The organism is Lacinutrix sp. MEBiC02595 (assembly GCF_053601555.1).
Map to the genome: position 1 here is coordinate 276,774 of NZ_JBSHNU010000201.1, position 25,607 is coordinate 302,380.

At 34.1% G+C, this 25,607-nt stretch carries 16 protein-coding genes; 12 read left to right on the forward strand and 4 right to left on the reverse strand.

Annotated elements, in window-relative coordinates; all coding sequences use genetic code 11:
- Positions 1-2 precede the first annotated feature (2 nt).
- From ACVCZW_RS07510 to ACVCZW_RS07525, 4 genes are all read right to left on the reverse strand, one after another.
- Entirely contained in the window at positions 3-3,101 is a 3,099-nt protein-coding gene (locus ACVCZW_RS07510; protein WP_452228486.1) for a SusC/RagA family TonB-linked outer membrane protein, read from the reverse strand.
- A gap of 41 nt (positions 3,102-3,142) precedes the next feature.
- A complete protein-coding gene (locus ACVCZW_RS07515; RefSeq protein ID WP_452228487.1) occupies positions 3,143-6,133 on the reverse strand; it encodes a sulfatase-like hydrolase/transferase in 2,991 nt (996 codons plus the stop codon).
- A 266-nt stretch (positions 6,134-6,399) separates the two neighbouring features.
- Positions 6,400-6,759: a hypothetical protein gene (locus ACVCZW_RS07520; protein ID WP_452228488.1), complete on the reverse strand. Its 360-nt coding sequence runs from the start codon at positions 6,757-6,759 to the stop codon at positions 6,400-6,402.
- 39 nt (positions 6,760-6,798) lie between these two features.
- Entirely contained in the window at positions 6,799-7,833 is a 1,035-nt protein-coding gene (locus tag ACVCZW_RS07525) for a family 16 glycosylhydrolase (protein ID WP_452232084.1), read from the reverse strand.
- A gap of 242 nt (positions 7,834-8,075) precedes the next feature.
- Here ACVCZW_RS07525 and ACVCZW_RS07530 point away from each other — a divergent pair, with 242 nt between their 5' ends.
- The 12 genes from ACVCZW_RS07530 to ACVCZW_RS07585 all read left to right on the forward strand — a co-directional run bounded on the left by ACVCZW_RS07530 (position 8,076) and on the right by ACVCZW_RS07585 (position 25,380).
- The gene (locus ACVCZW_RS07530; RefSeq protein WP_452228490.1) at positions 8,076-9,023 is read left to right on the forward strand and encodes a 2-dehydro-3-deoxygalactonokinase; all 948 of its coding nucleotides are present in this window, start codon (positions 8,076-8,078) and stop codon (positions 9,021-9,023) included.
- Complete coding sequence (locus ACVCZW_RS07535; RefSeq protein WP_452228491.1) at positions 9,016-9,660, forward strand: bifunctional 4-hydroxy-2-oxoglutarate aldolase/2-dehydro-3-deoxy-phosphogluconate aldolase; 645 nt, start codon at positions 9,016-9,018, stop codon at positions 9,658-9,660. The genes ACVCZW_RS07530 and ACVCZW_RS07535 overlap by 8 nt, the downstream gene beginning before the upstream one ends.
- 159 nt (positions 9,661-9,819) lie before the next feature.
- Complete coding sequence (locus ACVCZW_RS07540; RefSeq protein ID WP_452228492.1) at positions 9,820-10,683, forward strand: AraC family transcriptional regulator; 864 nt, start codon at positions 9,820-9,822, stop codon at positions 10,681-10,683.
- A 184-nt stretch (positions 10,684-10,867) separates the two neighbouring features.
- Positions 10,868-12,301, forward strand: a complete 1,434-nt coding sequence (locus tag ACVCZW_RS07545; protein ID WP_452228493.1) for a sulfatase-like hydrolase/transferase — start codon at positions 10,868-10,870, stop codon at positions 12,299-12,301.
- A gap of 40 nt (positions 12,302-12,341) precedes the next feature.
- A complete protein-coding gene (locus tag ACVCZW_RS07550; protein ID WP_452228494.1) occupies positions 12,342-13,835 on the forward strand; it encodes a family 16 glycosylhydrolase in 1,494 nt (497 codons plus the stop codon).
- A 7-nt stretch (positions 13,836-13,842) separates the two neighbouring features.
- Positions 13,843-15,327 carry a family 16 glycosylhydrolase gene (locus ACVCZW_RS07555; protein ID WP_452228495.1) on the forward strand — a complete coding sequence of 495 codons (1,485 nt, stop codon included), beginning with the start codon at positions 13,843-13,845 and terminating at the stop codon, positions 15,325-15,327.
- 138 nt (positions 15,328-15,465) lie between these two features.
- Entirely contained in the window at positions 15,466-17,436 is a 1,971-nt protein-coding gene (locus tag ACVCZW_RS07560) for a glycoside hydrolase family 127 protein (protein ID WP_452228496.1), read from the forward strand.
- 9 nt (positions 17,437-17,445) lie between these two features.
- Entirely contained in the window at positions 17,446-19,314 is a 1,869-nt protein-coding gene (locus ACVCZW_RS07565; RefSeq protein ID WP_452228497.1) for a CRTAC1 family protein, read from the forward strand.
- Between the two features lie 27 nt (positions 19,315-19,341).
- Positions 19,342-20,910 (forward strand): MFS transporter, encoded by a 1,569-nt coding sequence (locus ACVCZW_RS07570; protein ID WP_452228498.1) that lies wholly within the window; start codon positions 19,342-19,344, stop codon positions 20,908-20,910.
- A 23-nt stretch (positions 20,911-20,933) separates the two neighbouring features.
- Positions 20,934-21,950 carry a family 16 glycosylhydrolase gene (locus tag ACVCZW_RS07575; RefSeq protein ID WP_452228499.1) on the forward strand — a complete coding sequence of 339 codons (1,017 nt, stop codon included), beginning with the start codon at positions 20,934-20,936 and terminating at the stop codon, positions 21,948-21,950.
- 4 nt (positions 21,951-21,954) lie between these two features.
- A complete protein-coding gene (locus tag ACVCZW_RS07580) occupies positions 21,955-23,613 on the forward strand; it encodes a sulfatase (protein ID WP_452228500.1) in 1,659 nt (552 codons plus the stop codon).
- Positions 23,614-23,625: 12 nt separating this feature from the next.
- A complete protein-coding gene (locus ACVCZW_RS07585) occupies positions 23,626-25,380 on the forward strand; it encodes an FAD-dependent oxidoreductase (protein ID WP_452228501.1) in 1,755 nt (584 codons plus the stop codon).
- Positions 25,381-25,607 lie beyond the last annotated feature (227 nt).

The window sequence follows — 25,607 nt, forward strand, 5'->3', positions numbered from 1 at the left end:
TTTTAAAAGTTTAAGTTTAATCCTAACATATACATTTTTGATATTGGACCAGTATTTGAATCTAAACCTTTAGATAAAATACCTCCACCAACTTCTGGGTTATACCCTGAGTATTTTGTTAGTGTTAATGGGTTTTGTACTCTAACATAGAAGCGTAAATAATCTAGTCCCCATTTTTCTACTCTCTTTTTAGGAATATTGTATCCTAGAGATGCTTGACGTAATCTAACATAAGATCCATCTTCTAAGTAAAGATCACTGTTACCTCTATAATTTGGATGTCTTCTAATATCATTTTGATATGCAGGAATAGATGTTTCTGGGTTTGCAGGAGACCATTGGTATACTTGATCTTTATGTCTACCAAAACCATATGCCCAAGCATCAAATCCATTCATTACTTCTTGACCAAGTGCTGCATACCAATTCATAGAGAAATCAAAGTTTTTATACCTTGCTTCAAAGGTATAACCAAGCTCGTATTCTGGTAAACCACTACCGCTATAAGCGCGATCATTATCATCTATTGTACCATCATTATTATTATCTATAAAGCGGGTGTCACCCATTTTAGCATTGCTAACTATTTTTTGGTACGCTGCTAGCTTTTCTTCTGTATCAATGATACCATCTGTTTGGTATAAGAAAAAGGAAGCAGCAGGATAACCAACCGCTAGACGCGTGATTCTAGATTGGTCTGGAGCTCTACCTACTAATACAGAGGTGTTGTTTTCAATAAATTCTGTATCTCCATTAATCTTAGTTATTTCATTCTTGTTTGTCGTAAAGGTTCCGTTCATATTAATATTTACGTTACCTAGTTTTGCACGATAGCTGGCACCTAATTCTAAACCGGCATTAACCATATTACCAACGTTTAAAATAAGACTAGCATTTTCTCCACCACCAGCAGAAGGTGGGATTAAAATAGGGAATAGCATATCTACTTTTTTTCTGTAATAGTAATCTGCGGTAAGTGTTATTTTGTTTTTTAGAAAACCAAGATCTAAACCTAGGTTTTTTTCAGCAGTTGTTTCCCATGTTAATATTTCATTCGCAAAATCTTGTTGAATGGTACCTAAATTAATAGTTTCTGTTCCAGTGTCACCATTGGTTCCAAAATAGTTTATGTTTTGAACTAAACTTGGGATGTAGTTATATGGGGAAATTCTGTCATTTCCAATTTCTCCATAAGAAGCTCTTACTCTAAAACTGTTCACAGCACTTTTATAATTTTCCCAAAAATTTTCTTCATGAACATTCCAAGCTAATGCTATATTAGGAAAGATTCCAGAATTGTACTCTAATCCAAAGTTTGTAGATCTATCATTTCTAACCCCAGAGCTTAAGATATATTTATCTTTATAATTGTATTGAATTCTACCTAAAAGACTAAATCTTTTTTCAACATCTTCATAAGAACCTACGCTTTGTGTTCCTGTTGCTAGGTCTAAAGTTGTGCTACCTGGAAAAGTAACACCTGCACGTCTCGCTGAAAATGCTTCCTCACTATTATCTTCTAACTCGGTAAAAAAGGTAAAGGTTACCGTCTGATCTTCTAATAATTCTTTTTCATAAGTAGCACCTATGTTTCCAAATATGTTCGTTCTAAAAATCGTTCGGCTGTCTATATAACTGTTTTCTGGTTCACTTTGTAGTAGACCTGAGTTATTGTAGATTACTTGATAAGGTCTAATGATTTTTCCTATATCACTTATTTTAGTAAGACTTAAATTGGTTTGAAGATTTAAACCATCAATTAATTCATAATTTAATGTTACTGCACCAGAAATTCTGTTTCTTTTTAAATTATTTGTGGTTCTAAGACTTTCTAAAACCCATCCTAATCGGTTCACATCATCACCATCTTGGTTTAATTCTTCCACTATATTATTTATATCTAAACCATTTTGAGTTGGTCTGTAAACAATAGCTTGTGATAATAAATTTCCTTGTGGTATATCTCTGTCTTCTGTTACAAATGCTAAACTAGATTGGATGCGTAATTTATTTTTACTGTAAACCGTGTTAGCACGCATATTAAAGCGGTTAAAAGCAGAGTTTATTTGTAAACCTCCTTGGTCATATAAGCCCAATCCGACATTATATGTAATATCATCTGTACCTCCAGAAATATTTATATTATATGTTTGTGTTGCTGCTTGATCATTAAAAACCAAGTCGTTTAAATCGGTTTCATTTACAAAAGATGCTGGTTGTTGCAATAATTGTAAATTAACTTGATCATAAGTAGTGTTGTTCACATTTGCGGCAGATACAATGTCAAAATAGGTTTGCTCTACAGAATTCATTAATGGTACTGCCGAGTTTCTTTGTTGAATGGCATAACTTGCATTTGTTCGTACTCTTAAGGTACCAGGTTTACCTTGTTTGGTTGTAATTAAAATAACTCCTGTTCCTCCACGTACTCCATAAATCGCTGTGGAAGCAGCATCTTTTAGTACCGTTAAGGATTCTATATCTGTTGGTGGAATTCTTGGGTTACCATCTTGTATAATTCCATCTACAACATATAATGGTTCGTTTTGTCCTTCTGCAAGGGTAGAAATACCACGTATTAATATTTCAGAATCTCCACCTGGTAATTCGGAAGCAACAATGTTAACACCTGCAACTTGTCCTTGTAATGCGGAACCTACATCGGAGGTTACAATACTTTCTAGGTCATCAGATTTTAGTTGCGTTAAGGCTCCTGTAATTTCTTTTTTCTTTACCGTTCCGTATCCAACAACAACTACTTCATCCAGACTATTTTCATCTGGTTTTAAAATAATATTTATTTGAGCTGTTTCATTTACAGTTATTTGTTGTGTTATGAGTCCTAAGTAACTATAAATTAAGATGTCTCCTTTATTCGCTTCAATAGTATAATTTCCATCAAAATCAGTGATTTCTCCTTTATTCGTGTTTTTGATAAGTATCGTAACACCTGGTAGAGGAAAACCATCTTCTTCAGAGGTAATGTTTCCTGAGATTATTGTGTTTTGAGCATATATGTTAAAGCTGCAAAACAAAGCAAAAAGTATAATGGACAGAAGTTTTCCTTTTTGGTCTTTAGTTGATAAGGTTTTATGTTTCATTTAATTATGTTTTAAAGCCTGTTTAAATTAGTTTAATTATATTATAATTTCATTATTTTTTCGAAAGAAAGAGCGGTATCCGATTTTATTCTTAAAAAGTACATGCCAGCTGAAAAGTTTGAAAGATCTATTTTTTGAGAAGTCACATTTTTAGTTTGTATTTTTTTTATCGATTTTCCCGAAATGGATAAAACCTCTATTTCTACATCTTTATGCGTTTTACTAAACTGAACTGTAAAAACTCCTGTAGATGGATTAGGATATATTTTTAAATCTTCCTTAGTTACATGAGTAGTAGATAAACTAAGTTGGCCTAGAAAAATATTTCCCACATTACCACCAACGGTATAATCGCTTTTCCATAAGTAGTACGCATTATCTTCATTTAAATTCCAGTTCATGTAATTGTTTATGCTAGATCTTAATGTAGCAGCATCTCCAGAGGCATTACCAACATAAACTCCATAATTTTGATCATAAGGATTAGCAATATCTCCGCCTGTAACATCGATGTCAAAACCAACAAGAGCTGCAGGTAGCACGCAATAAGCGTTACCACCACCAATAGCCCATCCAGCAGCTTGTACACTACCACCATTATCTACGCCGTTAGTGTTTAATCCTGTAAGCCAAGCATTACTAGTATTATCTGGATGTGTAGCCGTATTTCCATGGTATATTAAAACGGAATCTCCAGCAGGAGAAAGGTCCCAATCACCATCTGTACCAAAGGTCTGTACGGTATTACCAACAGGGGTTTCTACACCACTAATAACCGTTGTAATAATGCCATCGCTGCCTAGTTTAAAAACGGTTCCTCCATTATGAGAACTTGTAGAAGTCCATGAAAATACATCGTCTATGGCATAAGGGCTTCCGCCACCTCCAAGATTAAAGGAGCCATCTGCCTTCCAACTACGGTTTGATAAACTAATGGAAGTTCCAGCATCAATATCTTTTAAAATAATAAAGGCTAATTCTCCTATGTTTTGTGCTGCAGCTTTATAACCTACAATAGCAACATCACCTGTTGTTAAAGTAGTAGGTACCGTAACATCTGAAATATTAATTTGTGCTGGTGTAGCATTTATAGATCCCACCGAGGTATTTGTTAATTGAATAATTACAGTTTCACTTATTTCTGCTAATCCATCTTCACTAGCTACAATGGTAATGTCTGTACTGTTAGTACCTTCATAAATTGTTAAAGTACCCGATAAAGTGGTGTAATCTGAACCATCTGTTGCCGCTTCACCACTAACTATATAAGTAACAATTATATCTTGGTCTGCATTAATACCAGTAGGTAGGCTTACGGTAAAAACACCATTAGTTGTGCCTTCTGTAGCGTCATTTACTCCTGCAATATTAATTAGATCTGTTTGTTGTATTAACGGCATTCCGAAAAAACCATCGTAATTAGGTAGCGTTCCATCATTCCATAAAAAACTATGTGGATGCCCGTTTCCTCCATCATCATTATCAAACCAACAAGGAGTTACATCTTGAAATTCGGATACCCAAGCAACACCAGAAGTTAGCATGTCGTCCACAAGTTGCTCTGCATTTGGTTCTGTACCTCTAATATTTGTTGTTTCCCCAGGATCTGTGATAATATTGTATAATTGAAAACCTGCTGTCGTGTTATTATTTCCTTTTTTAATTATTTTATAGTCTCCACGCATGATTGCTCCGTTTTGAAAACCACTTTGCGGACGCATTATATAAATAGATTCATTTGGTCTAGCGTTTTGATTCGTTTTAATTTGATTCATTACAGATTTTCCTTCCAACAGTTTCCCTGTAGGAACAGAAGCTCCTGCTAAATCTAAAAAAGAAGGATATAAATCAATAGACGATACTAAATGGTCATACGATTGTCCGGCAGAAAATTGATCTGGCCAATGTAATAACATTGGTACACGATGACCACCTTCATCTACGCTACCTTTACCAGCTGTAAGCGGATAATTTACAGCACCAGCTTGTCTTAATTTACCGCCATTATCACTCATAAAAATAACTAAAGTGTTATCTAAAATTCCATTTGCTACTAAGGCATCTTTTACCAAGCCAACACCTTCATCCATAATACTCACCATGGTTGCATATATAAGACGGTCTTCCACTAGTGAATCTCTGTATGCCTGATCGGTACCAGTCCAATTGTTAGGAATGTTCGCGTTTAAAATATCAGGACTATCTGCTACTACTGTAGAGAATGTACTACCAGAAGTTCCGTTACCATTTACAGCATTAAACGCATCTATTTTAGCTTGTGGTGCTTGTAAAGGAGTATGTGGCGCGTTGTATGCTAAATACATAAAAAAGGGATCGTCATTTGGATTTGTTGAAGCATTTACATGGATATAGTTAACAGCTTCTTCCGTCAATATATCTGTTAGGTATTCGTCATTATCAAACTCCGATGGATCGATATAGGCACCATTTCTTCTAAGAGGTACGCGATATTCATTAGTAGTATTGGGATTGTTAACCCATTGAGGTTCATAAGAAGATTCAAAATATTCATGCCCACCACCAAGCATTCCAAAGAAATGATCAAAACCTCTACTATTTGGAGTAAACTGTGTGTCTACACCTAAATGCCATTTACCAATAGCAGCAGTATTATAATCGTTTTCTTGTAAAACTTTACTGAAAAATTTCTCGTTTGTGGTTACCCCATCAAGATCGTTAACACCATTAGGTAAATTATATTGCGCACAGACTCTATGCGGATATACACCTGTTAATAAAGCTGCTCTACTTGGTCCGCAAAAAGGGTGTGCAACGTGTGCGTTTTTAGCAATTATTCCGTTAGCGGCAAGTGCATCTATTTGCGGGGTTGGAATAGCACCATAGGCAGCAGGGAAATCGGCTGGCCTGTTAAACCCAACATCTGTAAAACCTAAATCATCGGCGAAAATTAGAATAATATTTGGCCTTGTGTTTTCTGTTTGGCTAAACCCAAATGCAGATAACATCATGGATAGTATCGTTATGCTTACTTTAAAATTTCTGTTATTCATGAGCATTATTTTTTCTAATTATAAGTATAGTAGTTATTACTTATCAAATCTAAGCTAGTTATGCGAAAACGATTAAGTATATATTAACCTTAACTTGCTCCATATTAACTCATATTTAACAGAACGGTAATCCATTTTTATTATAATAACAGAAAATAACCTAGTGTAAACAGTAAAACCTGCAAACAATTAGCTTTTTTGAGCTAGCTGTTTACAGGTTTATTCATATAACTCTTAACAGAGTTATGACTAATTAATGTAAAGTATTACTTTACTTTTTTAAGTTCTTCTCTCATTTCGTCTAGCCAATCTTTCATATCTGCATATGCCTTACCAGTTAGCTTTGATAATTTATTGTGAAATGTTTTGCTAGCTTCTCTATTGCTTGCTTTCATTTCTTCTTTAGTGATATCTCCAGCTTTTGAATCTTGATTGCTTTTCATGTAAGCAGATACCATTTCTAGTCTAAACTCAGAAAGTTCGGCTTGTTGCTTATCATCCAAATTATATTCTTTAGCTGCTGCTTCAACAAAATGAGCGTTTTGTCTTAATTGAAATTTACCTTGTCCGAAAGATGTTGCTACGGTTACAAATAATAATAATAATGTTAAAACGATTTTTTTCATGATAATTTAAATTTAAGTTGTTAATGTTTTAGTTAGTAATCAATTTTTTTGCCAAACTCTAATGTATTCTATTTCAAAGTCAACAATACCATCCGCTTTCTTTCCTTCAGGACTTTTTGCTTCTAATTCTTCTTTGCTTTTTGGTACGTCGTGCCAAGGAAATGTTTCTTGATCTAGCCATAAGCTTATTGGTGTAGTTGCAACATAGCCATTGTAGTCCTCTGGTAAATCTATTTTCTTTCTGTTTTCTTTAGCCCATGCGGTTACTTCTTTTGGGGATACTTCAGAAAATAGTTTGCCATCTATATAATATTTTACACCATTTTCACTCCAATCAATTCCCCAAATATGAAAATCATCTGCAACTCTAAATCCTACATCTTTTCTTTCGGTGTAGGTTGGTTTGCCTGTTACAGGTTTATTCCAATCTCTAATAGACCACCATAGTTGACTATCTAAATGGGATTTATTAGAATTGCCTGTCCCTCCAAAAAGTTCAAAAAAGTCGAATTCTAGTTTGTCTCCCATAGACCAAAAAGCACTAGAAACAGGTGCGTCTGCAGCCTTACTTTTTATTTCTATATAACCATATTTAAATTCTCTACGACCTATTATGCAAGCGGTTGTGATGTTCTCGTAAGGCAACGCATCTCCGAAAATAGGTTTTCTTACTTCTTCAATAAATGGGAAATCTGGTTCCCAACGTGTTTCAAGTATCAATTTCCCTGCTTCTAAACGGTAGTTTTTTCCTGAAAATTGAGATGGAGCACGACCTGTCCATACTTTTTTATTTGGTTTGTCAGGATGTTTGTAAAAAGGCTTACCATCTTTAAATTTACCAACGATATACCATTTGTCTTCGTCCATAATAGAAGCGTCAAATTCATCGCTTACTTGCGTGTTTAGCTCCCAGTTACCAGTATTGTTTGGGTCTGATGCAGGATAAAAAGAATTATTTTGAATAGCATTTGAAGCGGAAGAATCTGTAACTGTACTTTTTTGATTTCCACATGCAAAGACAAAACTCATACTAATAGTTAGGGCTAAAAAGTGAAAAGGATTAGTCTTATTCATATGCTGTGTTTTATCTGTTATTTGGATTGCTGATTACAAATTTGATAATAATAAAAGATTGAATATTCTTAAAAATTACCCATTTCTAAATTGATATTACCCTTGCCAGTAGAGAAGAAGATAAAGAGGTAAAATAATGCAATAACAAGGTAAACTTTATTGTTTCAAAATAGTTGTAAATTGTGTTCTTTGGATGAAGAGATAATAGGGCTATTAATTAAATCCCTCTGACGCATCAAACAATGGCTATACCAAAATATTTTATAAGTTGTGATTGGGGAACCAGTAATTTTAGATTAACCTTAGTAAAGGGAGAGTCTTTAGAGGTTATACAAGAGCATAGTACAGAAAAAGGTGTGAAAGTTTTATATAATGCCTTTTTAGAACAAGATAAATTAAATCAAAGTGATTTTTTTGCAAATTATCTATTACGGCAGATTCAAGTTTTTCCTAAGCAATATCAAAACTGTTTAATCGTTTCGGCAGGTATGGTGACCTCTAATATAGGATTGCATAATATGGATTATGCGGAAATGCCCTTTGACAGTGAAGGTAAAAAATTTGTATCTAAAAAATTACAGCTTAACTATGGATTAGAAATTTTATTAATTTCTGGTGTAAAAAATAGTCAGGGCATGATGCGAGGAGAAGAAACGCAGGCCCTAGGCTTAGAAGAATATCTGAAGCCGTATAAAGAGGCTATTTTAATTCTACCTGGTACACATAGTAAACACATAACATATAGTAACGGTTTTTTTACCGACCTTAAAAATTATATGACTGGAGAGCTTTTTGAAATTCTTTCTCAAAAAAGTATCCTGTCTAATTCCATTATAAAAGTAGACAAAGATCATATTATGGATATCTCTTTCTTAGAAGGAGTGAAATTTGGATGCCAAGGGAAGCTAACAGAGCGATTATTCTCTATTAGAGCAAATGATTTGTTTGAAAATGCTACCAAAGAAGAAAACTATTATTTTCTAAGTGGATTACTTATTGGAGATGAGCTTTCTTATTTAAAAAACGAATCAAAAAATGTCTTTTTAGGCTGCCCTTATCCATTAGCCAATCTTTATAAAATGGCATTAGATGAAATTTTAGGTAAAAATGAATATGTTCTTTTTGAAAGTGAAATTGTGGGAAAAGCAATGCTTATAGGACAACAAAAAATATTAAAACAATATGACTAATACTTCTTTTTCTTGGGAATTATATTACAAAGCACCAATCGTAGGTATCGTTAGAAGCCTACCGAGTGAAACAGTTAAAAAGATTGCGGAAGCTTATTTAGAAGCTGGCTTGCACACCATTGAAATTACAATGAACACGGAAGGTGCTGCCGAAATTATTCGTGATTTAAGAACCTCTTTTCCTAATCTTAATGTAGGAGCAGGAACCGTTTGTAATATGGGCGATCTTACTAAGGCACTAGATGCAGGATCTCAATTTATTGTAACACCTATTATAGATGAAGAGGTGATTAAAACATGTGTTGCTAAAAATGTGCCTGTATTTCCTGGTGCATATACACCATCAGAAATATACAAAGCATGGACTTTAGGAGCTTCAGCAGTAAAAATATTTCCGGCAACACAACTAGGTCCGCAATATATTAAAGATGTATTAGCGCCATTAAATACCATAAAATTATTACCAACAGGAGGAGTTTCAAAAGAAAATATTAAAGCGTTTTTTGATGCTGGTGCAGTTGGAGTAGGTATGGGAAGCTCGTTACTAAATAAGAAATGTATTCAAGAGGAAGATTTTGATGGTTTAAAAAAATATTTTATTTCTATAAAAAATGAAATCCAAAGTTTTTTAAAATAAATAGCGACTATTTGGTTGTAAAACAGTAGGTTGTGGTTGTTCGTAGGCTTGTTTTTGACTGTTTAAAAGGAGCTGTTTTTTGTGTAAAGACCAAATATTAACATTTCAATAAATTTATGTTAAATAATTATCAAATTATTTTATTTATATTTGATTATTATGAAATTGGTAATAAGAAATAACGACACACTCAGTAATAAGAGATTAAACACATACAAAAAGGTAGATCCTTGTTTGGATGAGCAGTGGCATTACCATGCAGAATTTGAATTATTATATATATCCAGTAGTTTCGGAATACGTTTTGTAGGTGATGACGTATCTCCTTTTAATCCAGGAGATTTAGTTTTAGTTGGTGCGTATTTACCGCATTTATGGAGAAATGATATGAAACATTATATCAAGGATGGTAAAATTCAAGAGCATGTGGAAACCATTGTTACCAAATTCACGAAAAATTTTCTTGGCGAAGATACTTTTGAGAATCCTGAATTTTCTGAAATTTCAAAACTTCTTAAAGAATCTAAATATGGTATTAGCTTTGGAAATAAAGTAAGTGCATCATTAAAAAAGGACTTATTGAAGTTACCAAGTTTATCTAGTACAAAGCAAAGCATTCAGCTTTTAAATATCTTAGATCAGCTTTCTTTAACTACAGATAAAGTACACTTATCTTCTACAGATATGCGTCAATATACTACGGAGAATTCTAAACGAATCGATAGTGTTATTAAATTTATTTCAGATAATTATTCTAAAGCGATTACTTTAAATGATGTCGCAGGAGTAGCATGTATGACCACAAACTCTTTTTGTCGTTTTTTTAAAAAAATGACAAATAAGTCTTTTACACAATTTTTAAATGAAGTTCGTATTAGAAATGCATCCCGTTTATTGGTGCAAGAAAATGTTTCTGTGTCTTCCGTATGTTATGCAGTGGGTTATAATTCGATAACAAACTTCAATAAACAGTTTAAACAAACCATGGGTACCACTCCAAAAAATTACAGACAATCCCTGTAAGTATTCAAACCGTATTCTTTTAAATAAAACGGCAATCCTTCCTTTTTAGGTTCTCTAGGAACCCAAATTATGTTACTATTTAATTATCAAGGTAAATCAGAGTTAATAGTTGGTAAGTTTGATAAAATAAATTGCGAATTTGTGACTAATTTTATGGTCATATAGATTATTAATAATTCGTAAAATGAAAAACTACTTTTTTATACTTCTTTTTCTATTGATTTACACATCAATAACAGCGCAAAAAAAACCGAATATTGTATTTCTTTTTGTAGATGACGCGGGTTATGCGGACTTTGGATTTCAAGGAAGTGATGTTATGATAACTCCAAATCTAGATAAACTAGCAAAACAAGGTGTGAAATTTACACAAGGCTATGTAACAGATGCTACTTGTGGTCCTTCTAGAGCAGGATTAATTACAGGGAAATACCAACAACGTTTTGGTTATCAAGAAATCAACGTTCCAAATTATATGAGTGAAAACTCAAAATTTTTAGGGGATGATATGGGTTTGCCATTGGATCAAAAAACAATTGCAGATTATTTAAAAACAGTAGGATATACCAATGCAGTGTACGGTAAATGGCATTTAGGAAATGCAGATCGTTTTCATCCTTTAAATAGAGGGTTTGATGAGTTTTACGGTTTTAGAGGTGGCGCACGAAGTTATTTTGGATACAAAAACTTTAATGGCGTGCACCATGATAATAAAATGGAACGCAATTTTGGGAATTTTGAAGAGCCTAAAGGATACGCTACAGATGTATTTGCTGATGAAGCAATTTCGTTTATTGAGAAAAATCAGAACAATCCATTTTTTATCTATTTAGCTTTTAATGCCGTGCATACACCAATGGAAGCTACAGAAGAAGATTTAAAGCAATTTCCAAATTTAAAAGGTAAGCGTAAAGAAGTCGCTGCTATGACATTAGCTTTAGATAGAGCTTGTGGTAAAGTATTAGATAAATTAAAAGAATTAGGATTAGAGGATAATACCATTATTGTGTTCTCTAATGATAATGGAGGTCCAACAGATAAGAATGCATCTTTAAATTTACCGTTGAGTGGAACAAAATCTAATCATTTAGAAGGTGGTTTAAGAGTGCCGTTTTTAATGAAATGGCCTGAAAAACTTAAAGCAAATACAGTTTACGATTATCCTGTTAGCACATTCGATTTATTACCAACATTTTATGCAGCTGGTGGAGGTGATTTTGCTGATTTAGATGATGTAGATGGTGTGGATTTAGTTCCTTTTGTAAATGGACTAAATTCGGAAAGACCACATGAATATTTATTCTGGAAAAAAGAAGCACGTGCCGTTTGCAGGTATAAGGATTGGAAATTAATTCGTTTTGCAGACAGACCTGCTGAGTTATACGATTTATCCAAAGATATTACAGAGCAAAATGATTTAGCAGCCACCGAACCAGAGCTTGTAAAAACCATGTTCAAAAAGCTATTTGAATGGGAATTAACCCAAGAACGACCATTATGGATGTTGCAACAAAAATTTGAAAAATACGATATTGACAGAATGGACCGCTATAGAACCCCAGAATTAGTGAAGAAAGAAATGGAGAAATACGATAATACTGTAAAAGTTAAAGGCTAATCCTAATTCTAAATTTAACCGAACTAATTGGATACATCAAATGATTAAAAAAAGTAAAACCATTTTTGTTATAGTATTAAGTGCTGTTGCACTTTGCACTTTAAGTTGTAAGGAAAAAAGGCAACAAAAAGACACTTCAGAAACTAGTATTCTAAACCAGGAAGTACTTCCTCTTTCTGATCCAGAAAATGAAAGTGGTTGGATTTTAAACGAAGAAATCAGCGATGAGTTCGAAGGGACTTCAATCGATACAACCAAATGGTTTGTAGAAGGACAAAACGGAGATTATTATATCTGGAAAGGTCGTGCACCTTCGCAATACGCACCTCATAACGTGGTGGTAGAAAATGGAAATCTAATCATAAAAACACAATGGGAACCAGATTATGATTTTGTAAAAGAAAGTTATGCAGATGGAGCTAACAACGATACCTATGGAGTTCACGAAGGAAAACCATTACCAGTAACAACGGCAGCAATTGTAAGTAAAAAAAGGTTCTTAAATGGTTATATGGAAATAAAATCTAAAGCACCAAAAGCAGCAATGACAGCAGCATTTTGGGCTATTGGTTTTGAGCAAGAGCTAGATATGTACGAACAGATGGGAGCGCCAAAAATTGCAAAAGAAGGTTCCATAACTAATACTATGAATCGAACTGCTATTCACGATTGGAGTCCACCTTCTACCAGACCTACAAAAGCATTTGGGTACGACGAAATATTACCATACATCACTTCAGACGAATTTCATGTTTATGGTGTGGAATGGGGTGAAGATTATTTGAAAATTTACAGAGATGGAAAATTTGTTCATGGATTTACACAAGATGAATTAGGTACAGATTGGGTGCTAAACAATCCAATGGAAATATGGATAGATTCCGAAATTTTTAAGTGGATAGGAGTACCGCATAAAGAAGAATTACCAGCGACATTTGAGGTGGAATATATGCGGGTTTGGCAGAAAGCATTAGATAATTTATTAACTAAAGATAGGGCCTTTTACGGATTTGAAGGACCAATTTTATTTGAAGAAAACCCTAGACCTTTAACTATGGTACCTGAGGATTCAGAAGCTAATGACTATCAGAAATTCTGGCTTTTTAGTGAAGGGGCTTCAAAATATTTAAAAATTACAGAAGGGCATTATGCAAGCGGAGTAGAAGCACTTCAGTTTTTTGGATATGGAAAAAATGATTCACTCCACGTAGAAAAAGTGGTTGCTAAAACACCAGAAGGGTCGTTAAACATTCCTTCCGGAGATTATAGACTTTCCGCTAAAGTTTGGTTAGACCAAGGTAGAATTACAGATACGATTCATATTTCATTAATGAATCCTAAATTAGACTTGATGTTTACTGGATTAAAATCAAAACCAAGAAAGCAATGGTTAACGGTTGCAGCTGATTTTTCAAGAACTGAAGCTTCTGCAGAAAGCGATGGCATCAAAATCGAAATTAGAAAAGAAGATTTGCCAGAAACAAAAGCAGCAAAATTATTTATAGACGATATAACAATTACAAAAGCAAAATAATACAACTATGAAATTCAAAAATTTTATATTTCTAGCAGTACTGAGTGTGACCACGATGACTTACGTGAGTTGTAAAGCACAAAATCAGCCCACAGCAAAAGAAAAGACAGAACAAGCTGCGGCTATGCCTTTTTCCGATCCGGATAATACAGGTGGTTGGGTAATGAATACAGAACTTAGTGATGATTTTAATGGTAAAGAAATCGATACTGTTAAATGGTTTGTAGAAGGAAGAAAAGGAGATTATTATATTTGGAAAGGTCGTGCACCTTCTCAGTTTGTACCGCATAATGTACGTGTGGAAGATGGTAAATTAAAACTAAGAACAGCTTGGGAGCCAGATTTCGAATTTTTTGACGAAAGTTATGCAGATGGAAACATGGGCTCATCGAAATATGGAGTTTATAAAGATGGAACACCAATGCCAGTAACAACTGCAGGTGTTTTAACTAATAAACGTTTTTTGTATGGTTATATGGAAGTGCGTTCTAAAGTTGGAGACGCAGCTATTACCGGAGCTTTTTGGGCTATTGGTTATGAGCAAGAATTAGATGTGTACGAGTTAATGGGGAACCCTAAAAATAAAAAAGGTAACATTAAGGAAGATTCGTATTTAGCAACTGCACACGATTGGAGTCCACCAGCACAACGACCAACTAATATTTTTAATCACACAGAAGATTTAGATTTCCGTACAGCAGACGATTTTCATGTCTATGGAGCAGAATGGGGAGTGGACTATCTTAAACTTTTTATCGATGGAAAAATGATTCGTCATTTTACGCAAGACCAATTAGGTACTGCTTTTGTATTAAACAATCCTATGGAAGTATGGCTAGATTCTGAAATTTTCTTCTGGCTAGGATTACCTCATAAAGAAGAATTACCTGTAGATTTCGAAATAGATTATATGCGTATTTGGCAAAAGCCTTCGGATAATTTATTAGCTAAAGATGCTGCGTTTTATGGATTTGAAGGGCCTATTCTTTATGAAGAAAATCCGAGACCATTAATGTTAGTTCCAGAAAATTCGGAGAATAATGAATACCAAAAATTTTGGACTATAGATGAAGCATCTTCAAAATTTTTAAATATTGCTCATGGCGATTATTACAAAGGGGTTAATAGTCTTGAGTTTACTGGCTATGGAAAAACAGATACCTTAGAAGATGAAAAAGTAGTTGCAATTGGACCTGAAGGTTCTTTAAAATTGGAAGCTGGCAACTATCAATTAAGTGCAAAAGTATGGTTAGACCAAGGCGATGTTCCAGATAATATTTATATGATATTACAAAATCCAAAATTGGAAGTTACATTTTCAGACCTTGAAAAATTACCAAGAAGAGAATGGATTACTATTGAAGCAGATCTTTCTAGAACAGAGGCTTCCGCTATAAACGATGCTTTAGCGATTGAAGTAAGAAAGAAAGATTTGCCAAAAATAAGAGCAGCTAAAATCTTAATAGACGATATTCAGATAAAAAAGAAATAAAAAGTTTAAAGCTAGGATTGTCACATTGAGGATTACTGAAAACTAAAAAAGTTTAAAGTAAAGATTGTCCCTTGAGGGACTTTACGGGTGTTTATAAAGATATCCTATTAATACAATAAAAACATAAAGAGTACAAAAATGAGCACACACAACAAAGCAATAACAAATACATCCGAAAGTCCATACGTAAAATTGAAAAGCATCAATTTTGGAGATTGCAAATGGGAAAACGGTTTTTGGGCAGAGAAAGTAAAAGACGCAGGAGATAAAATGCTCCCTTATATGGGTGATTTATTGTGTGGTGACATTGGTCATGGATTAAATAACTTTAAAATTGCTGCAGGAGAAAAGGAAGGTGAACACAAAGGATTTTATTGGCATGATGGAGACTTCTATAAATTTATGGAAGCTAAAATGTATGTTTACGGACTTACAAAAGATGGATCTCTTTTAAAAGAATTAGATGAATATATTGCTGTAATTGGAAGAGCACAAGAAGAGGATGGTTATATACATACACATATTCAAATAACAGAAGGTGCAGACCGTTTTGAAAATAGAAAATATCACGAAATGTATAATTTCGGACACCTATTTATTGCTGGATCTGTTCATTATCGTATTACTGGACAACGTAATTTTTTAGATATCGCTATTAAACAAGCCGATTTGTTGTACACGTATTTCATGCCAGATACCAAGCATTATCAACGTTTTGGTTTTAACCAAACCCAAATTATGGGATTGGTAGAATTGTACAGAACAACAAAAGATAAAAAGTATTTAAATCTTGCCGAAAAATTTATTAATAGAAGAGGAACTTTCGAAATTAAACATGATTCTACAACGGTAGGTTATCCTATTGGAGATATGGTGCAAGAACGTACACCATTTAGAGAATCGGAAGAGGCTGTTGGTCATGCCGTATTAGCTTTATACTATTATGCAGGAGCTGCAGATGTGTATGCAGAAACTGGTGAAAAAGCTTTGTTGGATGCATTAGATAAGCTTTGGGAAAACGTGACAGGTAAAAAAATGTACGTTACTGGAGCTGTTGGTCAAGCGCATTATGGCGCTTCTACAAGTTTAGATATGATTGAAGAAGGCTTTATCGATGCTTATATGATGCCTAACATGACTGCTTATAACGAAACGTGCGCTAACCTTTGTAATGCCATGTTTAGTAACAGAATGATGGGTATTAAAGGAGAATCTAGATATGCTGATATTATAGAATTGGTTTTATATAATAGTGGTTTATCTGGTATTAGTTTAGAAGGAAAAGACTATTTCTATTCTAATCCATTACGAATGGTAAATAATTCTAGAAATTATGACTCACATGATGATGTAACAGAAAGTCCGGTAAGACAGCCGTATTTAGAATGTTTTTGTTGTCCACCAAACTTGGTAAGAACGATTTGTAAAACTTCAGGTTGGGCTTATAATCTATCAGAAAATGGTGTTGCTGTAGTTTTATTTGGAGGAAATAATTTAGATACAACGATGCTAGATGGTTCTAAATTGAAGCTTTCTCAAGATACCGATTATCCTTGGAAAGGTTTAGTGAAAATAACAGTGGATGCATGTAAAGACACCGCATTTGAAATTAAAGTTAGAATTCCGAAATGGGCAGTAGGAAGTACCTTAAATGTGAATGGTGAAACTATAGAAATAACACCAGGAACATTTGCTTGTATAGAAAGAACATGGAAAGCAGGTGATAGTATCACTTTAGACATGCCAATGGAAGTAAAACTAATGGAAGGTCACAATAGAATTGAAGAAGTAAGACATCAAGTAGCAGTAAAAAGAGGACCAATAGTATATTGTATTGAAACACCAGATTTACCAAAAGATGCTGGTATTTTAGATGTATACTTAAATGCAGGCTCCGAATTAAAAGCAGTACACAAACCTGATTTTTTAGGAGGTGTAACAACGATCGATGTAGAACTTTTACTTAGAGAAGGTAAAACGGACGAAATGTACCAATCGGTAACAAAACCACAATTTAAATCTCATAAAACACAATTGGTGCCATATTATGCTTGGAGTAATAGAGGTCAAGCAGAAATGACAGTCTTTATGCCTGTGGTTTGGAACTAAAATAGAACTATGAATAAAAACACTAAACATATTTCAAAGTATGCCATACTCGTTTTCTGTATGCTTTTTTGCGTCGGATTTGGGTATTCTCAAACCAAATTCAATGAGGTCTTCAAAGAATTTCCGAGACAAGAAAAAAATCTTAGAAAATGGGATGCTCCAGTAGTTGCCGATTTAGATCAAGATGGTCATCTCGATTTACTGATTAACGATCATGGTTTCGGAATTCAAGTGCAATGGAATAACAATGGCAAATTCGCAAAGCCTTATGATGTTATCATGGGAGATTTACATGGTGTTTCTGTTGGCGATATCGATATGGATGGAAATCTAGAAGTGATCATGTCGCGTGGTGGAGGATCTGGTAGTAATGCCAGAAATTCTAAAATGTTTGGTGTGACTAAAGAACGTAAGTTTATTGAAATGGGCGATTTTAAAGCCCCATTGGCAATGATGCGTGGTAGAACGGTTGCTTTTATAGATGGGGACAACGATGGTGATTTGGACTTATTAAATTTTGCGTTTCCTGATGGTGATAAAAAGGGAGAAACCGAGAATTATATCTACGAGAACGATGGCAACGGTCAATTAATCTTACATGGAACCATACCAGCAATAAAAGTGAATGGTCAAAAAACGTTAGTTACCGACTTTAATGGTGATACTATTTTTGATTTCATTTTATATGGTGAAGGTGCGTTAAAAGCTTACAAAGGTAATGGCGATTTAACGTTTGAAGATGTATCCAAAAAAGTATTTCCTAAGGATATTGAAGACGTTACTGGTATTGCTGAAATTGATTTTGATAACGATGGTGATTTCGATTTATATATCACTAGAGGAAACGAATTTAAAAAAGGGGAAACTTTTTATGATAAGGAATCAAAAACTTTAGGATTTTTCACTAAACGAGGCGAATTAGAGCTAGAAGATATAGAAATAGGAGATGTATTGCATCTTGAAAATTTTCAGTCGCAGTGGCCAAACAACGATACCTATTATATTGGTGAAGCTTCTTACAATTATGAGTTTGAAGGTGAAACACATTCTGGTAAAGATATTAGATTAGTTAATAGTGATGCATTAGGGTTTCCAGATAATGCCAATTACAAAGAAAAGAAAGGTTGGTATATTGGTTATGTTGGTAACAGAAAATGGCGAATCTCAGGTTTTCTTTGGGCACCAGCTACTGGAATTGTTCATGGTGTAGAAAGGTATACGGAAGAGAACCATTCCGAAGGTTTAAATGATATGCTATTAGAAAATAATGGAAAAAAGTATAAAGACGTAACCAAAGAATTTGGTTTAACTAACAAAGAACATACAATGGCTGTTAGTGTTGCTGATTTTGATAATAATGGTTTTCAGGACCTATTGGTTATTCGAAGAGGAGACTTAATTCATGCTAATGAATCCATAGTTTATTTAAATAAAGGTGCATTAGGATTTGAAAAGGTTCAAAATCACAATATCATTTCCACAGAACTCGGCGCTATAGGTATGGCTGTTGAAACTTTAGATTATGACCAAGATGGTAAAGTAGATGTTGTCATAGGAAACGAACGTGGAAAATGGCATTTATTTAAAAACGAAACTACAGAAGCAAAAAAAAATAATTATATCACGGTTGAAGTTGGTAATTCTAAAAGCGGAAAAGCTTCCGCTCTAGGAGCCATTGTAGAGGTGAAATCCTGTAAGAATAAACAATCACAACGTCTAGGCACAACAGGTGCCCAATATTCTTTAAGTCATAATAATTTTGTGCATTTCGGATTAGGAGCATGTGCGTCAGTAGAAGTAAAAATTACTTGGACGAATGGTGAAACAGAGACTAAGACTATTTCAACAATAAACAAGAGTATCAAAATAGGGAACTAAATATAAACTAACTAAACAACAATAAAAATGAGTAAATACACAAAAAATGCATTTATATACGCTATAATAGTAGCTATAGGCTCGTTTGTCTTTGGTTTAGATGCTGTATTAATTTCGGGAGGATTTAAATTTATCACCCAAGAATTTAATTTAACAGCTTCGCAAGTTGGTTTAATAGGTTCAGCACCTGGTATTGGAGTTTTAATAGCATTACCGCTAACCGCATTTTCAGCAAACAAGCTTGGAAGAAAGTTAACACTACAAATTATCGCGATATTTTATATTGTCTCTGCCGTTGGTTCTGCTTTTGCACCATCATTTTTATCTTTATATTGGTTTAGATTTTTAGGTGGATTAGCCTTTAGCTCCGTTACTTTAGCTTCTATGTATATTGGTGAAATTGCACCTGCAGAGCAAAGAGGTAAATTAGTTTCTACGCTACAAATAAATATGGGAATTGGTTTTACAGCAGCTTATTTAATTAATTATTGGATTTTACAAAAAATGGGATCTGATTTACAATGGGTAAAAGATTTGAATTTAGCGGAAAACGGCTGGCGTTATATGCTTGGTATAGAAATAATACCAGCAGTTATATGGTTTTTCTTATTGTTTTTAATTCCAAAAAGTCCTTCTTGGTTAATCTATAAAGGTAGAATTGACGACGCAAAAAAATCGTTAGCAAAAGTATATCCAGAAGATAAAGTAGAAGTACAAGTGCAACAAATGGTTGCAAGTGTAGAAAATTCAAACACTAGTAGTTCATCAACACTCAGTCAAATAAAAGAGATTTTTAGTAGTAAAACAAGAATCGTATTAATAATAGCATTTACCCTAGCAGTAGTTCAGCAATTTACAGGTATGAATGCTGTTATGATTTATGCACCTACCATGTTTGAGCAATTAGGTTTAGGCACAGATGCCGCATTTTCTAGTACCATTTGGATTGGTGTAATTGGTTTAGTAGCTACTTTAATCTCCTTAACTTTAATTGACAAATTTGGTCGTAGACCAATAGTAATTGTTGGTTTAATTTTAATTATTATAAGTATATCATCTGTTTCTTACGGATTTAAGCAAGCAACTTACGAGGTAACTCCAGATGCTATTGTTAAAATGAAGGACATTCCAAGCATAGAAAATTTAAATGCTATAGTAGGAAAAGAATTTAATAGTGATATTGCATTCAAAAATGCTTTAACTGAAATTCTTGGAGTAGAATCTGTTCGTGATAACTCTGGTTCTATTTTTAAAGAAACTGCAAATATGAATGCCATGTTAATATTGCTAAGTATTTTAGCTTTTATTGCTGCTTTCAATTTTTCTATCGGACCAATTATGTGGGTCTTGCTTTCAGAGATTTTTCCAATTTCTAACCGTGGTGTAGCAATACCTTTATTTGCTTTAATTTCTAGTACCGTTAGTGCTTTAGTGCAATACTTATTCCCTTTAGAAATGGAACATTTTGGAGCTTCCACAACTTTTATAATTTACGCAGGTATTGTACTTGTAGGTCTGCTCGTATTATACAAATATCTTATAGAAACGAAAGGACTTTCTTTAGAAGAGATACAAGAAAAACTTCAGAGAAATTAATGAATTATTCAAAATTAAAAACTATGAAAGCAATTAGAAAAAATACCATACTACTTGTGCTATTATCCTTGGTTTTTACCTTCGGAAATATATCGTGTTCTGATAGTGATGATGCTAAGCCAGATCCAATGGATAATGAAAACCCAGACCCAGATCCAATACCGGATCCAGACCCAGATCCTGATCCGACACCAAATGCCAACTACCCATTATCCGATCAAGACAATTTAGGGAATTGGGTGTTAAATACACAAGTTAGTGACGAATTTAATGGTGCCGTTTTAGATGAAACGAAATGGCAAATTCAAGGTGTAGATGGTATTTATAAATCTAACTTTATAGGTAGAGCGCCTTCACAGTTTAGTACAGAAAATGCTATAGTAGAAGATAATATGCTAAAAATACTGACAAAATGGGAACCTGATTTTTCGTTTTCTTCCATACCTCAAAATGGGGTTGATTACGAAAACATTACTACTGCAGCGGTTATTAGCAAAGCACAATTTCAGTATGGATATATGGAAATTAGAAGTAAAGCTGCTAACGCAGAGGTTACTAGTTCTTTTTGGACTACTGGACCTGGAGCAGGAGCAAGCGTTCCAAATAAATCAGAATTAGACATGTTTGAAATGTTTGGAGGCCATAAAACAAATGCGGATTGGAAAAAAAGATTAAAATTTAACATGATAAGTTGGGAGCCAAATAACGATTACTATTCACCAAATGGTAACGGACCTGCTTATACCAGAAACATACAAGCCGATAATAATACTGCAGACAATTTTCATGTCTATGGATTTGAATGGACTTCAGAATATGTAAAAGTATATATCGATGGCGAATTGCATCCAAATGGAACATTTACAAAAGCAGAAGTAACAAATAATGGTGCAGATCCAGACCGTTGGGTTACAGATGTTGCATATTGGATTTGGTTTGATTCTGAAACATTTCCTTGGTTAGGTATTCCTGAAGCATCCGATTTAGTAACACCTGCAGAATATCAAATAGATTATATAAGAGTTTGGCAAACCAATTAATATTATGTTAAAAAGAATACCATACAAAAACTTAGGATTATTAATTGCACTCCTTTTTTTATTTAATTGTAAGTCTAATATTGAACTGGTAAAGTCAAAACAGAAACCTAATATTCTATTCATTGCAATAGACGATTTGCGCCCGGAATTGGGAGCTTACGGTTCAGAAATAGCTGTGAGTCCTAACTTAGATAAGTTGGCAAGCGAAGGTTTACTTTTTAATAATGCGTATTGCCAACAAGCTATTTGTGGTCCTTCAAGAGCAAGTGTTCTCACTGGAATTCGACCAGAAACAAGTGGCGTTTTTCATAATTATATAAAATTTAGAGAAGTAAATCCAGAAGTAGTAACCTTACCACAACATTTTAAACAGAATGGTTATGAAACAGTTTATGCAGGTAAAATCTTTCATCATGGCGATTTAGATGAAGAAAAATCTTGGAGTAGATTACCAGCTTTAGATAGTATGACTTCAAAAGGCATCAAAAACCCAGTTGGTTTTGCCTTAGAAAAAAACAATAAAGAACGCGCTGAAACGCGTAAAGCAATGATCGCTAAGTATGGAGATATTGCTAAATTTGGTTTAGCTTCTGGAACAGCTTATGAGTCTGCTGATGTTTCTGATAACACTTATAAAGATGGTTATAATACAGAGTTAGCTATTGCCACAATGAAGGAGCTAGTATCAAAAAACGAGAAGCCTTTCTTTTTAGGTTTAGGCTTTAATAAACCACATTTAAATTGGGTTGCACCAAAAAAGTATTGGGATTTATACGATAGAAATAAAATTGCGCTTGCGCTCGAATCTGAAGGCCCAGAAAATGGTGCCGAAATGGGATTGCATCCATCCTTCGAACTTAGAGTAAGGAGCGGTATTCCTAAAAAAGGTCCAATAGATAAAGATTTAGCAATTACTTTAAAACACGCCTATTTGGCTTGTGTGAGTTATGTAGATGCACAAGTTGGTAAAATGATAACCGCATTAGAAGATGAAGGCATTCGTGATAACACAATTATCATCGTTTGGAGTGACCATGGCTTTCATTTAGGTGATATGGGGATTTGGGGAAAAGCAACCAATTACGAAATTGCCACACGTGTACCATTAATGATCTGGACGCCAGATATGCCAAAAGGAAGTCAAGGAAAGACAACGGATGCTTTAGTTGAATTGGTGGATATGTATCCAACACTAGCCGATTTAGCAGGACTTGAAATCCCAGATCATGTTGAAGGTATAAGTTTCAAGCCTTTATTAGAAAACCCGAACACAGCATGGAAGTCGGCAGCATTTAGCCAATTTCCATCGCCAGCATTAAGAGAGTGGGGAGCGTTTCCTATTAGACCAGCAATGCGAGAAACATATTTTGGTCCTTTATTAGAAGAAGTCGAAGAGCGCATTAAAGCACAACAAGGAGATAAATGGAATAGAGATTTATTTGAAAATACTTTAATGGGTTATGCCATGCGTACGGATCAATATCGATTTGTAGTATGGAAAGACAGAGATAATTTTAAAACAGAGCCTGTATTTATAGAATTATTTGATCATAAAACAGATCCTTTAGAAACAAAAAATATAGCAGAAGATAATCCTAAATTAATCTATAAACTAATAAAACAGTTTAATAAAGGTTGGGAAGGAAATCTACCAACCAAATAAAATAGCCTAATTATGAAGAGAAGAGAATTTTTCAAAAAAGGAACTACAGCAGTTATTGCTGCAGGAGTTGTACCTATGGTATTTACTTCATGTGCAAGTACCAAAGATATAATTTACGATACAGAAGAAGATAAATGGTACCATCTTGGAACAGGAAAAACTGGTACACCAAATAGAAAACCTGAGTCTAATTATGATGTTGCCGTTATTGGTGGAGGCGCGGCTGGTATTTGTGCTGCTGTTGCTGCAGCTAGAAACGGGTCAAACACTGTTTTAATTCAAGATAGACCTGTTTTAGGAGGTAATGCTTCAAGTGAAATACGAGTACACTTAAACGGTGTTAATAATATAGAAGGAAAAGCAGAGCGAGAAACAGGAATTATAGAAGAAATACTATTGCATAATCGATTTGAAAATGAGCAGGAAGCATTTCCTGTATTTGATCATGTTTTATATGATTTTGTATTTCGAGAGCCTAATTTAACCTTGATGCTCAATACACAAGCAATTGAAGCCGTTATGGATGGTGATAAAATTAAATCGGCACTGTGTTGGCAATCTACAACAGAAAAAATGTACACTATTAATGCGCCAATTTTTATTGACTGTTCAGGTGATGGATTACTAGCGGCAACTTCTGGCGCAGAGTATAGAACTGGACGTGAAGGCAAAGCAGAATTCAATGAAAAATATGCTCCAGATAAACCAGACGGTTGGCAAATGGGAGCATCGCTTTTAATGTCTTCAAAAGATATGGGAAAACCAATGAAATATACACCGCCATCTTATGCCATAAAATACACCCATGAAGGTGGTCATAAAAGACGAAAATTCGCAGGATTTCACGAAGGGATTTGGTGGATAGAAGTTGGTAGTAAAGATGATATCATTGCAGATGCAGAGGTGAATAGACATAAATTAATGGCATATTTACATGGCGTTTGGGATTTTATTAAAAACTCGGGTAAGTTTCCTGAAGCTGAAAATTTGGCTTTAGATTGGGTTGGTTCTTTACCAGGCAGAAGAGAATCGCGTCGTTTTATAGGAGACTATATTGTTTCAGAAAAGGATATGACAGAGCATAAACATTTTGAAGATGCGGTAGCTTTTGGAGGCTGGTCTTTAGATGAACATAATCCAGGTGGTATAGAAAATATATCAGAACCACCAAGTTATTTTCATTATCACTTTAAGGAAGTGTATCAGTTTCCGTTTAGAAGCTTATATTCAAAAAATGTTTCTAACTTAATGTTTGCTGGTCGTAATGTTAGTCAAACGCACATTGCTTTGTCTTCTAGTAGAATTATGGCAACTTGTGCATTGCAGGGGCAAGCAGTTGGTACAGCTGCTACTATTTGTAATAAAAGAAAGATCTTGCCTAGAGAAGTTGCTAAAAAATACATAAATGAATTACAAGAACAATTGCTTAGAGATGATGTCTTTATTCCAAAGCGACCAGCAAAAGATACTAATGATTTAGCTAGACAAGCAAGTTTAATATTCGCGTCATCTACTTTTTCAGGAGATGTTAAAAACTTAACCAATGGTATGTCTCGAGATATTGATGGTAAAATTAACCACTGGCAGTCTAATGGTTTATCAGCCGAAATTCAAATGGAATGGGAAAAATCAATTTCACTTGCGCATATAGAATTAAAATGTGACACGAATGTAAAACGAAACATTATGATGCGAAAAGATAGCAGAAATGATGATTTGTATGGAAATAGCGTTCCGGAAGAAATGGGAAAAACTTGGTGCAATTGAAGCCAATAGAACACGTTTAATTAAACTAAAATTTGAAACACTTAAAACGACAGCCATTAGAATTAAAATGACTGAAACATATGGTGCGAAAAATGTAAAGTTATTTGAGGTACGCTGTTATGCATAATAAATGCTAAGTCAATTTAAAATAACATTTTGGTGGGTAATTTCGCTAGTTTTGGTTTTCAATGGGATTATTTCCAGAGGACAATTAGACTTAAGCGAAG

Bases quoted from the DNA above. Each gene is read 5' to 3' on its own strand.
- ACVCZW_RS07510 (WP_452228486.1), bottom strand. From the start codon at position 3,101: ATGAAACATAAAACCTTATCAACTAAAGACCAAAAAGGAAAACTTCTG.
- ACVCZW_RS07515 (WP_452228487.1), bottom strand. From the start codon at position 6,133: ATGAATAACAGAAATTTTAAAGTAAGCATAACGATACTATCCATGATG.
- ACVCZW_RS07520 (WP_452228488.1), bottom strand. From the start codon at position 6,759: ATGAAAAAAATCGTTTTAACATTATTATTATTATTTGTAACCGTAGCA.
- ACVCZW_RS07525 (WP_452232084.1), bottom strand. From the start codon at position 7,833: ATGAATAAGACTAATCCTTTTCACTTTTTAGCCCTAACTATTAGTATG.
- ACVCZW_RS07530 (WP_452228490.1), top strand. From the start codon at position 8,076: ATGGCTATACCAAAATATTTTATAAGTTGTGATTGGGGAACCAGTAAT.
- ACVCZW_RS07535 (WP_452228491.1), top strand. From the start codon at position 9,016: ATGACTAATACTTCTTTTTCTTGGGAATTATATTACAAAGCACCAATC.
- ACVCZW_RS07540 (WP_452228492.1), top strand. From the start codon at position 9,820: ATGAAATTGGTAATAAGAAATAACGACACACTCAGTAATAAGAGATTA.
- ACVCZW_RS07545 (WP_452228493.1), top strand. From the start codon at position 10,868: ATGAAAAACTACTTTTTTATACTTCTTTTTCTATTGATTTACACATCA.
- ACVCZW_RS07550 (WP_452228494.1), top strand. From the start codon at position 12,342: ATGATTAAAAAAAGTAAAACCATTTTTGTTATAGTATTAAGTGCTGTT.
- ACVCZW_RS07555 (WP_452228495.1), top strand. From the start codon at position 13,843: ATGAAATTCAAAAATTTTATATTTCTAGCAGTACTGAGTGTGACCACG.
- ACVCZW_RS07560 (WP_452228496.1), top strand. From the start codon at position 15,466: ATGAGCACACACAACAAAGCAATAACAAATACATCCGAAAGTCCATAC.
- ACVCZW_RS07565 (WP_452228497.1), top strand. From the start codon at position 17,446: ATGAATAAAAACACTAAACATATTTCAAAGTATGCCATACTCGTTTTC.
- ACVCZW_RS07570 (WP_452228498.1), top strand. From the start codon at position 19,342: ATGAGTAAATACACAAAAAATGCATTTATATACGCTATAATAGTAGCT.
- ACVCZW_RS07575 (WP_452228499.1), top strand. From the start codon at position 20,934: ATGAAAGCAATTAGAAAAAATACCATACTACTTGTGCTATTATCCTTG.
- ACVCZW_RS07580 (WP_452228500.1), top strand. From the start codon at position 21,955: ATGTTAAAAAGAATACCATACAAAAACTTAGGATTATTAATTGCACTC.
- ACVCZW_RS07585 (WP_452228501.1), top strand. From the start codon at position 23,626: ATGAAGAGAAGAGAATTTTTCAAAAAAGGAACTACAGCAGTTATTGCT.